Consider the following 12,902-nt stretch of genomic DNA (forward strand, 5'->3'; position numbering starts at 1 on the left):
CCTGCGTGCCCACCTGGCCAGGGCAAATCACCCACCCGGCGCCGAACCGACCGAAAACCTGGCGGCGAACAGTGAGGCACCGTCACCACGCAAGCACGGAGCGAGTTCGCACTTCCGCCCCACAGGGAGTCGTGTGACACTGTCGTCCGTCCGCCGTGCGGGCCCGCTCCGCACCGTCCGTCCCCCACAGAAGGGCGCCGTGCGTTCCCTACCTCTGCCCCTGGCCCTGACCGCACGCCTGTCCCCGGTGGTCGTGCTCGCGACCATGGGCTGGGCGCTGTCGTCCGGTCCGCTCGCCACGCCGCAGGCCGCCGAGCACACATCGGCCGAAGAGAAGACCGAGACCCAGTCCGCGTCCGGCCCGTCGACGGAGACGGTGTCGAAGGCGTACTCGGCCGCGCCGGCGCCGTGCGAGAGCGTCGCCAAGAAGACGGTCGAGTCGCTTGTGCCGGGCGCCAAGACGGCCGGCAAGGAGATCCCGTCCACGGACTCGGAGCTGCGCCGCACCTGCTCCTGGAACGCGCTCGAGGGGTACGACTACCGCTGGCTCGACGTGTCCTACGAGGTCATGGAGTCGGACGAGGCGGCGCAGAAGGCCTACAAGAGGCACACCGAGGAGAAGAGCGGCGGCGGCGCCGTCCCGGGCCTCGGCGACACCGCGTACTCCATCGTCAACCTCACCACCGAGGACAAGCAGGAGACCCGCGAGGGCCAGGTGTTCGTCAGCGCCTCCAACGCGCTGGTGACCATCACGTACAACGGCAGTGACTTCGAGTCGAAGAAGGCGCCCAGTACGGACACGATCAACAAGGGCGCCATCAAGGCCGCCAAGGAAGCGGTGGCCGCGCTGGAGGCCGAGGGCGGCAAGGGCTGATCGCCCTCCAGCGCACCCACCCGGTCAGACCGTGGTGCGGTGCCGGCCCCGCAGCGCCATCAGCACCAGGTACAGCACCATCGACGTGCCCAGGCCCACCGCCCAGCCGTAGTCGGCCAGGTCGGCGAGCGCCGGGATCGGGCGGCCGTCGATCAGCGGTTTGAAGCTCGCGCCGCCGACGGCGAGGACGCCGCCGGCCGCGAAGGCGACGACGGCCCGCCAGTTCCAGCCGCCCTCGTACCAGTAGCGGCCGCCCGTGCGGTACAGGTCGGCCAGGTCCAGCCGGGCGCGGCGCAGGATCCAGTAGTCGGCGATGAGGATGCCCGCGACGGTGCCGAGCAGTCCGCCGACCAGGCCGAGCCAGGTGAAGATGTAGCCCTGCGGGTCGGAGTACAGCTTCCACGGGAAGATCAGCACCCCTAGGACGCAGGTGGCGAGGGCACCGGCCCGGAAACTGATCCTGCGGGGCGCGATGTTGGAGAAGTCGAAGGCCGGTGAGACCAGGTTGGCCGCGACGTTGACGGACAGGGTCGCCACCAGGACCGTGACCAGCGCGAAGAGCAGGCCCACCGTGTTGTCGGTCTTGGCCGCGAGCTGGACCGGGTCCCAGATGGCCTCGCCGTAGACGGCCTGCGAGCCCGAGGTGACCATCACGGACAGGAACGCGAAGAGCGTCATGGTCGTGGGCAGGCCGAGCGCCTGGCCCCGGGTCTGCGCCTTCTGGCTCTTGCCGTAGCGGGTGAAGTCGGGGATGTTCAGCGACAGCGTGGACCAGAAGCCGATCATGCCCATCAGGGCGGGTGCGAACAGCTTCCAGAAGTCGGCGCCCCAGCCGAGCTTGGAGGGCTGGTCGAACAGCGGGCCGAAGCCGCCCGCCTTGTCGCTCATCCACCACAGCATCACGAACGCGCCGACGAGCACGAAGGGCGCCGCCCAGTTCTCGAAGCGGCGGATCGTCTCCATGCCCCGGTAGATGATGACGACCTGCAGCGCCCAGAAGATCGCGAACGACAGCCACATGGTCCAGGCGTAACCGCCGACCTTCGCGACGTCCGTCCAGCCGCTCCCGATGAGCTTGCCGGCCAGGAAGTAGATGGCCTCGCCCCCGATCCAGGTCTGGATACCGAACCAGCCGCACGCCACCAACGCCCGTACGACGGCGGGGAGGTTGGCGCCGCGGATGCCGAAGGAGGCGCGGGCGAAGACCGGGAAGGGTATGCCGTACTTGGGTCCGGCGTGCCCGGTGAGCAGCATCGGTATCAGCACGATGACGTTGGCCAGGGCGATGGTGAGCACCGCCTGCTTCCAGTCCATGCCGACGGCTATGAGCCCGGAGGCCAGGGTCCAGGAGGCCGTGTTGTGGGCCATGCCGACCCACAGCGCGGAGAAGTTGTACGTGGTCCAGGTGCGCTTCTCGACGGGAACCGGCAGCAGGTCCTCGTTGGCGTAGGGGCCGGTCGGTGCGGGAGCGCCCGGGGCGATCTCCACCCGGCCGTCGGCGAGGGTGACTTGGGAGGTCGGCGGTGGGGCCGTGGGAGCGGTATCGGTCATGGGCCGGGCCAATCAGGGGAGGTGGGACGGGAAAGGCCGTGCGGTGATGCCGATGGGGGGGTGCGCTCGGGAGCGTCCTGGGCCCCCTTCCCGAGCCGCTGGGAAGGGGGAGTTCACACGGGGTGGTGCAGCGCGGGAGGTCAGCCGTTGACGGCCGGGATCACCTGGGATCCGTAGGCCTCGATCACGGCCTCCTGCGCGTCGTGCATGTCGTAGACGGCGAACTGGTCCACGCCGAGCGCGCGCAGCGCGTCCAGCTTCTCGATGTGCTTCTCGACCGGGCCGATGAGGCAGAACCGGTCGACGATCTCGTCGGGCACGAACCGGGTGTCCGGGTTGTCGGCGCGTCCGTGGTGGGAGTAGTCGTAGCCCTCGCGGGCCTTGATGTAGTCGGTGAGTTCGTCGGGGACGGCGGCCGAGTGCTCGCCGTACTTGGAGACCAGGTCGGCGACGTGGTTGCCGACCATGCCGCCGAACCAGCGGCACTGCTCGCGCGCGTGGGCGAGCGCCTCGGGCGAGTCGTCCTCGGTGACATAGGCGGGGGCGGCCACGCAGACGGTCACCTCGGCGGGGTCCCGGCCGGCGGCGACGGCCGCGTCCTTCACGGCCTTGACCATGTACTCGGTGAGGTACAGGTCGGCCAGCTGGAGGATGAAACCGTCGGCCTCCTCCCCGGTCATCTTCAGGGCCTTGGGGCCGTACGCGGCCATCCACACGGGCAGTTCGGCGCCCTGCTTGATCCAGGGGAACCGGACGACGGTGCCGCCGCCGAGGTCGGCCTCCCGTCCGCTGCCGAGGTCCCGGATGACCTTCATGGCCTCGCTGATCCGGGCCAGGGTGTTGGGCTTGCGGCCGGCCACGCGCATCGCCGAGTCGCCGCGGCCGATGCCGCAGACCGTGCGGTTGCCGAACATGTCGTTGAGGGTGGCGAAGGTGGAGGCGGTGACCTCCCAGGTGCGGGTGCCCGGGTTGGTCACCATCGGCCCGACCTTCAGTTTCGTCGTGTTGGCCAGGATCTGGCTGTAGATCACGAACGGTTCCTGCCACAGCACGGCGGAGTCGAAGGTCCAGCCGTACGAGAAGCCGTTCCGTTCCGCGCGTTTCATCAGGCTGATCACCCGCGAGGCCGGCGGGTCGGTCTGCAGGACGAGTCCGAAGTCCATCCGCACCACTCCTAGTTGAGGTACTGACAGGTGGAACGCGGGGTGAAGACGCCGTGCCCGGCGTGGCCGGTGTACTCCCGCTCGGTGATGACGGGTTCGCCGCGCGAGAGGACCGTCTCGACCCGGCCGGTGGTGCGCCTGCCCTCGTACGCCGAGTAGTCGACGTTCATGTGGTGCGTCTCGGCCGACATGACCTGCTCGGCATGCGGGTCGTAGATGACGACGTCGGCGTCGGCGCCCGGCGCGATGGTGCCCTTCTTCGGGTACAGGCCGAACATCCGGGCCGGGGACGCGCAGGCGATCTCGATCCAGCGGCGGCGCGAGATGTGCCCGTCGAGGACGGCCTGGTGGAGCAGGTCCATACGGTTCTCGACGCCGGGGAGACCGTTGGGGATCTTGGAGAAGTCGCCGCGGCCGAGTTCCTTCTGGCCCACGAAGCAGAACGGGCAGTGGTCGGTGGAGACGACCTGGAGGTCGTTGGTGCGCAGGCCCCGCCACAGTGCGGCCTGGTGCTCCTTCGGCCTCAGCGGGGTGCTGCACACGTACTTCGCGCCCTCGAAGTCCGGCTCGGCCAGGTTGTCGGTGGACAGGAACAGGTACTGCGGGCAGGTCTCGCCGAAGACGGGCAGCCCCTCGTCGCGGGCCCGGGCCAGCTCGGCGACCGCCTCCGTCGCCGAGACGTGCACGACGTACAGGGGCGCACCGGCCACCTGCGCGAGCTTGATGGCGCGGTGGGTGGCCTCGGCCTCCAGCAGGGCCTTGCGGACCTCGCCGTGGTAGCGCGGGTCGGTCTCGCCCCGGGCGAGCGCCTGTTCGACCAGGACGTCGATCGCGATGCCGTTCTCGGCGTGCATCATGATCAGGCCGCCGTTGTCGGCGGAGCGCTGCATGGCGCGCAGGATCTGGCCGTCGTCGCTGTAGAAGACGCCCGGGTAGGCCATGAACTGCTTGAAGGAGGTGACGCCCTCCTCGATCAGGTGGTCCATCTCCTTGAGCGTGTGCTCGTTGACGTCGGAGACGATCATGTGGAAGCCGTAGTCGATGGCGCAGTTGCCGTCGGCCTTGGCGTGCCAGGCGTCCAGGCCCTCGCGCAGGCTGTGCCCGACGCTCTGTACGGCGAAGTCGACGATCGTCGTCGTGCCACCCCAGGCGGCGGCGCGGGTGCCGGTCTCGAAGGTGTCGGAGGCGAAGGTGCCGCCGAAGGGCAGCTCCATGTGGGTGTGGGCGTCGACGCCGCCGGGGATGACGTACTTTCCGGTGGCGTCGATCACGCGGTCCGCTGTGAAGGCTTCAGCGGCGGGTGTGCCGGAGGCGGCGAGGGCGGCGATGCGGCCGTCCTCGATCAGGACGTCGGCGTGGATCTCGTCGGATGCGGTGACTACTAGGCCGCCGCGAATGACTGTACGGCTCATCGGTCGCTCCTCGCGGTGTGCACGTGACGGTTGTTCGTGGCTGGTCGCGCAGTTCCCCGCGCCCCTGGTTCCTTACGGTGCTGTCAGTGGCCCGTACGCCCCCGGTGCCCGGTCCCGGTAGAACTGCCAGCGGTCGCGGACCTCGCGGAGTTTGGCCATGTCCAGGTCGCGGACGACCAGTTCGGGCTCCTTGTCGCTCGCCACCTCGCCGACGAACTGGGCCTCCGGGTCCACGAAGTACGACGTGCCGTAGAAGTCGTTGTCGCCGTACTCCTCGACGCCGACCCGGTTGATCGCGCCGACGAAGTACTCGTTGGCGACGGCCGCCGCCGGCTGTTCCAGCTGCCACAGATAGGCCGACAGGCCGCGCGAGGTGGCCGAGGGGTTGAAGACGATCTCCGCGCCGGCGAGACCGAGTGCGCGCCAGCCCTCCGGGAAGTGGCGGTCGTAGCAGATGTAGACGCCGATCCTGCCCACGGCCGTGTCGAAGACCGGCCAGCCGGTGTTGCCGGGGCGGAAGTAGAACTTCTCCCAGAAGCCGCGCACCTGGGGGATGTGGGTCTTGCGGTACTTTCCGAGGTAGGAGCCGTCCGCGTCGATCACGGCGGCGGTGTTGTAGAGGACGCCGGGCTGCTCCTCCTCGTACATCGGCAGCACCAGGACGATGCCCAGTTCCTTCGCGAGTGCCTGGAAGCGCCGGACGATGGGGCCCTCGGGGATCTGCTCGGCGTACTCGTAGAAGGCAGGGTCCTGGACCTGGCAGAAGTACGGTCCGTAGAACAGCTCCTGGAAGCACAGGACTTGAGCACCCTGCGCGGCCGCGTCGCGGGCCGCCTGCTCGTGGACCTGGATCATCGATTCCTTGTCGCCCGTCCAGGCGGTCTGAAAGACGGCGGCACGGATCACTCTGCTCATCGGGACCTCCGGTCGCTCGGTGTGCCGTGAGCCTAGGAACCGGGAGAGCCGTCTTTGAGTTGCACCGTGTCACGTCTGGGGGCGTGCGGCGTGCCACCGTGTCACTCTGCAGTGGGTTCATGTTTCACCGCCGTTTTCCCAGGTGGTCACGTGTTTCACTGCTGTTGCGCGTCGTGCGCGAGGAGTGCGATGTGCACGGAGGCGGCCTGCTCGAAGTCGTCGAGGTCCACCCCGAGGCGGCCCTGTATGGCCTCAAGGCGGCGGTAGAGGGCCGGCCGGGAGACGTGGTGGAGCTGGGCCGTGCGGGACTTGTTGCGGCCGGTGGCGAGGTAGGTGCGCAGGACGGACAGCAGGTCCTCGTCGGTCTCGCACAGCAGCCCGTCCAGCTCCCGTTCCGCGAAGGACTGCACCTGCGGATCGTCCCTCAGGAGACGGATCAGACCGCGCAGGTGGACGTCCTTCAGGCGGACGACCGGCGGGAGGTCGAGGGCCGCCGTGGAGTCGGCGACCGCGTCCGCCACGTGCTGGGCCTCGCGCAGTCCCGCGGGTACGTCGTCCCAGACGGCCCGGGGTTCGGCGGCGGCGACGATCGTGCGGGCCGAGCCGGACTCGGTCCGCAGCCGGGCCGCGAAGTGCGCGGCGAGGGCGCCCGCGTCCTGGTCGCGGGCGAGGCTGAGGAGGACGGCGGTGGCGCCGTCGGCGAGCTCGGCGACCAGACCGGGCAGGCCCAGCAACCGCAGCAGCCGGTCGAGCCGGCCGGTGTCGCCGTCGCGGACGACCAGCGGCACGAAGGTCCGCCGGTTGACGGGCAGTCCGGCCGCGCGGGCCCGGGGCAGCAGTTGGCGTGCCGGTACGACACCACTGACCAGGTCGGTCAGCAGGCCCTGCGCGGACTGCTCCTCCCACGAGCAGGCCGCGGTGCCGCCGAGCATGCGGTGCAGGACGAGGGCCTCGGCGGCGCGGTCGGCCAGCAGCCGTCCGGTCGCGGTGTCGCCGCGGTAGCCGCACAGCACGATGCGGCCCCAGCGCTCGCCGCGTCCGCCCAGTTCGGCCCGGATCCAGCCGTCGCCCTCGGTGCCTCCGGCCTGTCGGGCGATGCGTTCCCAGTCGCGCAGGACGTCGTCGACAGCCGGCCGCTCCCCCGCCGTGCCGAGGACGCGGTGGGCGAGGTTGGTGACGACGACCGGGCAGGCGGCGTGCCGGGCGATCTCGTCGAGCAGGCGTTGCAGCGGGGCGCCCGCGGTGATGAGGGCGGTGAGTTCGGTGCGGACGGCCTCGGAGAGGCTGACGGCGGCGAACTTGCGCCGCACGAGCCGTGACTGGACCTCCTCGGTGAGGTCGGCGAAGGGGAAGGGCCGGTGCAGGACGACCATCGGCAGCCCGCACCGCTCGGCCGCCCGGCGCATCACGTCCGGGGTTGCGGGGAAGGCGCGCCCGAGTCCGAGGACGACGGCGGCGGCCTCCGCGCGGTGCAACGACCGGACGTACTCGGCCTGCTTGTCCTCGTCGCCGGCGAGCAGCACGCCGGTGGTGAGGACCATCTCGCCGCCGCTGAGCATCACACCGACGTCGGCGGCCTCGGCGACGTGCACCCAGCGCACCGGCCGGTCCAGATGGCTCGCTCCGGCCACCACCTCGGGCTCCCCGGCGAGCACCCGCTCCAGGGTGAGGACCTGCCGGACCGACAGAGCGGGTTCCCAGGTGTCCGGGGTGGTGGCCATGGCGACTTCCCTTGCGTCAGTGCGCTGCTACCGGATGCTCCTCAGAGCGTTCTCGAGGATCGCGGCGCCTTCCTCGGCCTCCGCGACGTTGAGGGACAGCGGCGGGGCGACGCGCAGACAGCTGGTGTTGTGGCCGCCGCCCTTGCCGAGCAGCAGCCCGCCCTCGCGGGCCGCCTCCAGGACGGCCGTGGTGGCCTTCGGGTCGGCTTCGTCGGTGCCGGGCTTGGTCACCTCGATGCCGATCATCAGCCCGCGCCCGCGGACCTCCCGGACGGCCGGCACCTGGGCGGCGGCGGACCGCAGCCGCTCGATGAGCAGGCCGCCGACCCGCCGCGCGTTGCCCTGGAGGTCGTGTTCCACGAGGTAGTTGAGGTTGGCGAGGCCCGCCGCCATGGTGATCTGGGTGCCGCCGAACGTGGAGATGCTGTTGGAGTCCAGGCAGTTCATGATCTCGGAGCGGGCGACGACGCCGCCGATGGACATGCCGTTGCCGATGCCCTTGGCGAAGGTCATGATGTCCGGCGGCCCGCCCTGCCCGTGGGCCTGCCAGCCCCAGAAGTGCTCGCCGGTGCGGCCCCAGCCGGTCTGCACCTCGTCGGCGATCCACAGGATGCCGCGCTCGTTCAGCACCTCGCGGAAGGCGGCGTACAGCCCGTCCGGCGGTGAGGTGAAGCCGCCGACGCCCTGGATGGGTTCGGCGATCAGCGCGGCCGGCGGGCGGGTGTGGCCGAGCAGGTCCTCAAGGTCCTCGACGCAGGCCGCGATGAACTCGCCGTCGCTCAGGGCCGCGTAGGGGCCGCGGGTGCGCACGCCGCCGTGGACGTACAGCGTCTGCAGCGGGGACAGCGAGGTCGGGGACCAGCCGCTGTTGCCGGTGATGCCGACCGAGCTGAAGGAGCGGCCGTGGTAGCTGTTGCGCATCGCCAGGATCGTGTTGCTGCGCCGGTACGTCGTGGCCAGCAGCAGGGCGGTGTCGTTGGCCTCGGTGCCGGAGGTGGTGAAGAAGACGCGGGCGTCCGGGATGCCGCTCAACTGGGCGATGCGCTCGGCGAGTTCGATCATCGGCCGGTTGAGGTACAGGGTCGAGGAGTGGATGATCCGCGCGGACTGCTCGCTCACCGCCTTGGTGATCTCCGGCAGCGCGTGGGCGGTCATCGTGGTGAGGATGCCGCCGAAGAAGTCGAGATACCGGTTGCCTTGGGCGTCCCAGACGTGGCGGCCCTCGCCGTGGGTGATCTCGATGGGCTCCTCGTAGTAGAGGGCGAGCCAGTCGGGGAGCACGGTCCGGTGGCGGCCCAGCAGGTCGTCGGTCACGGCCGCACCAGCCCTTCGTAGGCGTCGGGGCGGCGGTCGCGGTAGAAGGCCCACTGCTGCCGCACGTCCTCGACGAGGCCGAGGTCCAGGTCGCGGACGACGAGCTCCTCCTTGCTGTCGCTGGCGACGTCGCCGACGAACTGCCCGCGCGGGTCGACGAAGTACGACGTCCCGTAGAAGTCGTTGTCCCCGTACTCCTCCTGACCCACGCGGTTGATCGCGGCGACGAAGTACTCGTTGGCGACGGCCGCGGCGGGCTGCTCGAGACGCCACAGGTGGGACGACAGGCCCCGGTGGGTGGCGGAGGGGTTGTAGACCAGCTGGGCGCCCTTCAGGCCGAGCTCGCGCCAGCCCTCCGGGAAGTGGCGGTCGTAGCAGATGTAGACGCCGACCTTGCCGACGGCGGTGTCGAAGACGGGCCAGCCGAGGTTGCCGGGTTTGAAGTAGTACTTCTCCCAGAAGCCCTTGACCTGCGGGATGTGGTGCTTGCGGTACTTGCCGAGGTAGCTGCCGTCGGAGTCGATCACGGCCGCGGTGTTGTAGTAGAAGCCGGACTGCTCGACCTCGAACACCGGCACGACGATCACCATGCCGGTCTCGCGTGCGAGCGCCCGCATGCGGCGTACGGTCGGCCCGTCCGGGACCGGCTCGGCCCAGCGGTAGTGCTCGGGCTCCTGGACCTGACAGAAGTAAGGGCTGTTGAAGACTTCCTGGAAGCCGATGATCTTCGCGCCCCGGCGAGCCGCCTCGCGGGCGTGCTCCTCGTGTTTCGCCACCATGGACTCGGTGTCGCCGGTCCAGGTGGCCTGGACCAGAGCGGCACGTACGACGTTGGCCATGAGCTGCTCCTTCGACGCGACGTCTGCGTCTCTACGCCCGTAGAAACGGGCGTAGAGCCACGAACGTAAGCCTCCGGCACGGGCTTGCCAAGACCATCGTCCCCAACCCGCTGGGCAGAGCGCGATTCGCACTCCTGTGGGTGAGTCGCCCGGGGCACGGCGTCGCCGGTCAGGCGGCGAACCCGGCGACCCGGAGCGCGTGCACGAGATCCCAGCGGCGCTCGTCCGACACGCCCTGGGCGGCCTGGAGCAGGAGCGGTACGAGCCGCTGCGGATCGGGCTCGGCGCTGCGGGCGGCCTCCTCTGGGGTGCGGGCTCTGACGTACGCGTCGAGCAGCGCGCGCACCTCGCGGTGACGGCCCTCGGCGGCCAGTCCGAGGACGGCCTCGCCGATCTCGGCCGGGGGCCGGGCGACGCCCTGCCGCAGGATCTGCTGCCCGTCGCCCGCGCGCCCGGCCGCGCCCAGTGCGTCCGCCGCGGCGACCAGCCGCCCCGCCGGCAGCGAGGCAGCCTCCCACAGCAGGGTCTGCCAGTCCGCGCCCAGCCCGGCCCGCTCCAGCTCGCCCGCGAGCAGCGGGAACCGGGCGGGGGCGGAGGAGGTGAGCTCGACCAGCAGTGCGTGCGCCTCCCCGCTGCGCCCCTCGGCACGCAGCCGCGCCAGCGTGCCGACGGTCCGCGCGACCTCCGTCCGGTCCGCCGCGCCGCCCGCCTCGCCCTGCGGCTCCACGTGCTGGACCGCGGCTTCTTCGGCGGCCCCGGCGAACCGGGCACCGCGCCGGGTGCGGCCGGTGACGGGGGCGGGTTCGGGAAGCGCCGGCACGGCAGCGGGCGGCACGACGACGGGCGCGGCCTCCTCCTCGACCATCCCGGCGAAGCGGGCACTGCCCCGACGCCGTTTGCGCTGCTTGGGGGTAGGCGGCTGGGGGGCCGGGGGCTCGGGGGCTGGAAGCGCGGTGGGGGTACCGCCGGCTTCCGGGGGAACAGCCCGGCCCGCCGGGTGCTCCTGGGCGTCGTGCTCCGGCTCCGGGCCGGCGCCCGCATGCCGGGTGCCATACCGGCCGGTGCCCCCGGCCGTGCCGGACGCCTGCCCACCACGCACACCCCCGGCAGCCCCCGGCGCCTGCCCACCACGCACACCCCCGGCAACCCCCGGCGCCTGCCCACCACGCACACCCCCGGCAGCCCCCGGCGCCTGCCCACCACGCACACCCCCGGCAACCCCTGGCGCCGCCCCGCCACGCGCATGCGCGGCATGCCCTGAGGCCTCCCCGCCCCGCACACCCCCGGGTCGCCCCGAAGCAGCCCCAACGCCCTCGGCCCAGACCCCTCCCCCGCTGCCGAAGGCCCCCGGCGCGCCCTCACTCCTCGCACCCGGGGCACCACCTGGCCCGGCCGTCGCGCCCCGCCCCTCGAAGAAGGCGGCTTCGCCGCGGTCGTGGCGGTCCAGGTGGGCCATCCGCTCGCGGAGCTCCGCGCAGCGGGCCGTCGCGCGTTCGTGATCGTCGTGGGCCCAGGCGAGGTCGAGGCGGAGGGCGTCGGCCTGTTCGCGGGTGGGGGCGGAGGCCAGGAGGCGGGTCAGGTCCGCCTGGCGTTCGGCGGCGTACTTCTGCTCGCGGAGCATGACGTCCAGCCGGTCCCCGAGGGCGTCGCGGCCGCCCGGCCGGGCATCGTACGCGGCGAGCGCGGCCGCATGCAGGGAGCGTGCGCGTTCCGTCTCCGGACCCACGCCCCCGGGGCCGTACTGCCCGGCGAGGTCCTGCAGCAGCGCCTCCACCACGTCCCAGGGCGGCATCTCCTGCCCGTCGAGGCAGGCCCGCATGCCCTCCGGGTCGCGCTGCCAGAACACCGCGCACCAGCCGCCGGACGGGTCCAGCCGTGCCAGCAGGCCGTCCAGGTAGTTCGCGAACTCCCGGACCCTGCCCGGGAGTTGATCCGCTGCCATCGCTCAACTCCCGCCAGACGGAGCGCTTCGCCCAGTAGGCAACACCAGTCGTGTTACAGGAGTGCTACGGGGAGTTTTCGCGCGGGACGCGGGAGCCTCAGTGCCAGGACATCAGACCGGTGCAGGCACGCACCGCTCGGCCACGTCGTCCATGGACAGCCCGAGCACGCCGGCCAGCGCGGCCACCGTGAAGAAGGCGGGCGTGGGGGCCCGCCCGGTCTCGATCTTCCGGAGGGTCTCGGCGGAGATGCCCGCCTCCGCGGCGATCTCCGTCATGCTCCGGTCGCCACGCGCCTCACGCAGCAGCCGGCCCAGCCGCTCGCCGCGTTCGCGCTCTTCGGGGGTGAGAGGGGTGCGCACCATGCCCCCATTCTAATACCGGTATAGTAATTGGCATGGTGGAACTCAAGACCGATACATCGATCGATGCCATGTACGAAGCGGGCCAGGTCGTCGCCCGCGCCCTGACAGCCGCCCGAAAGGCCGCCGACGTGGGCGTCTCCCTGCTGGAACTGGACGAGGTGGCGCACGACGTACTGCGCGAGGCGGGCGCGACCTCGCCGTTCCTGGGGTACCGGCCCTCCTTCGCCCCGACCCCCTTCCCCGCCGTCCTCTGCGCCTCGGTCAACGACGCGATCGTGCACGGCATCCCGGGCCCCTACCGCCTGCGCGACGGCGACCTCGTGTCCCTGGACTTCGGCGCCGAACTCGGCGGCTGGGTCGGCGACTCGGCCCTCAGCTTCGTCGTCGGCACCCCACGCAAGGGCGATCTGCGCCTGGTCGAGACCGCCGAGCGGGCCCTCGCCGCGGGCATCGAGGCGGCCGTCGTGGGCAACCGCATCGGCGACATCGCCCACGCGATCGGAACGGTGTGCCGCGGCGCCGGCTACGGCATCCCGGACGGCTTCGGCGGCCACGGCATCGGCCGCCGCATGCACGAGGATCCCGGGGTGCCGAACGAGGGCCGGCCGGGGCGGGGCATGCGCCTGCGGCACGGCATGGTGCTGGCGATCGAGCCCATGGTCATCGGGGGCGGTACGGACGCCTACCACGCCGCACCCGACGGCTGGACCCTCAAGACGAACGACGGCTCCCGCGCGGCCCACGCGGAGCACACGGTGGCGATCACGGACTTTGGACCGAGGATCCTGACGGCACGCTGAGCCACACC

General features: G+C 71.4%; 11 protein-coding genes. 2 read left to right on the forward strand and 9 right to left on the reverse strand.

Annotation, left to right across the window (positions count from 1 at the left end; translation table 11 throughout):
* Nucleotides 1-199: 199 nt before the first annotated feature.
* Nucleotides 200-874, forward strand: coding sequence for a hypothetical protein (locus AC07DF_RS38545; RefSeq protein ID WP_478981731.1), 675 nt, complete (start codon nucleotides 200-202; stop codon nucleotides 872-874).
* A gap of 24 nt (nucleotides 875-898) precedes the next feature.
* On the opposite strand, the gene AC07DF_RS38550 is transcribed toward AC07DF_RS38545, so the two are convergent.
* From AC07DF_RS38550 to AC07DF_RS38590, 9 genes are all read right to left on the reverse strand, one after another.
* On the reverse strand, nucleotides 899-2,425 hold the full coding sequence (locus AC07DF_RS38550) for an NCS1 family nucleobase:cation symporter-1 (RefSeq protein WP_478981733.1): 1,527 nt from the start codon (nucleotides 2,423-2,425) through the stop codon (nucleotides 899-901).
* Nucleotides 2,426-2,565: 140 nt separating this feature from the next.
* Entirely contained in the window at nucleotides 2,566-3,588 is a 1,023-nt protein-coding gene (locus tag AC07DF_RS38555) for a TIGR03842 family LLM class F420-dependent oxidoreductase (RefSeq protein WP_478981735.1), read from the reverse strand.
* An 11-nt stretch (nucleotides 3,589-3,599) separates the two neighbouring features.
* The gene (hydA, locus tag AC07DF_RS38560; RefSeq protein ID WP_478981738.1) at nucleotides 3,600-5,000 is read right to left on the reverse strand and encodes a dihydropyrimidinase; all 1,401 of its coding nucleotides are present in this window, start codon (nucleotides 4,998-5,000) and stop codon (nucleotides 3,600-3,602) included.
* Between the two features lie 72 nt (nucleotides 5,001-5,072).
* Nucleotides 5,073-5,915, reverse strand: a complete 843-nt coding sequence (locus AC07DF_RS38565; RefSeq protein ID WP_478981740.1) for a nitrilase-related carbon-nitrogen hydrolase — start codon at nucleotides 5,913-5,915, stop codon at nucleotides 5,073-5,075.
* Nucleotides 5,916-6,070: 155 nt separating this feature from the next.
* The gene (locus AC07DF_RS38570) at nucleotides 6,071-7,636 is read right to left on the reverse strand and encodes a PucR family transcriptional regulator (RefSeq protein WP_478981742.1); all 1,566 of its coding nucleotides are present in this window, start codon (nucleotides 7,634-7,636) and stop codon (nucleotides 6,071-6,073) included.
* Between the two features lie 27 nt (nucleotides 7,637-7,663).
* On the reverse strand, nucleotides 7,664-8,950 hold the full coding sequence (locus AC07DF_RS38575; protein WP_478981744.1) for an aspartate aminotransferase family protein: 1,287 nt from the start codon (nucleotides 8,948-8,950) through the stop codon (nucleotides 7,664-7,666).
* Nucleotides 8,947-9,789 carry a nitrilase-related carbon-nitrogen hydrolase gene (locus AC07DF_RS38580; RefSeq protein ID WP_478981746.1) on the reverse strand — a complete coding sequence of 281 codons (843 nt, stop codon included), beginning with the start codon at nucleotides 9,787-9,789 and terminating at the stop codon, nucleotides 8,947-8,949. The genes AC07DF_RS38575 and AC07DF_RS38580 overlap by 4 nt, the downstream gene beginning before the upstream one ends.
* Nucleotides 9,790-9,958: 169 nt before the next feature.
* On the reverse strand, nucleotides 9,959-11,731 hold the full coding sequence (locus tag AC07DF_RS38585; RefSeq protein ID WP_478981748.1) for a hypothetical protein: 1,773 nt from the start codon (nucleotides 11,729-11,731) through the stop codon (nucleotides 9,959-9,961).
* 111 nt (nucleotides 11,732-11,842) lie between these two features.
* Nucleotides 11,843-12,094 carry a helix-turn-helix domain-containing protein gene (locus AC07DF_RS38590; RefSeq protein WP_478981750.1) on the reverse strand — a complete coding sequence of 84 codons (252 nt, stop codon included), beginning with the start codon at nucleotides 12,092-12,094 and terminating at the stop codon, nucleotides 11,843-11,845.
* 32 nt (nucleotides 12,095-12,126) lie between these two features.
* On the opposite strand from AC07DF_RS38590, the gene map reads away from it, so the two are divergent.
* Nucleotides 12,127-12,894, forward strand: coding sequence for a type I methionyl aminopeptidase (map, locus tag AC07DF_RS38595; RefSeq protein WP_478981752.1), 768 nt, complete (start codon nucleotides 12,127-12,129; stop codon nucleotides 12,892-12,894).
* The last annotated feature ends 8 nt before the right edge of the window (nucleotides 12,895-12,902 follow it).

It is taken from the genome of Streptomyces sp. NPDC044719 (assembly GCF_056433405.1).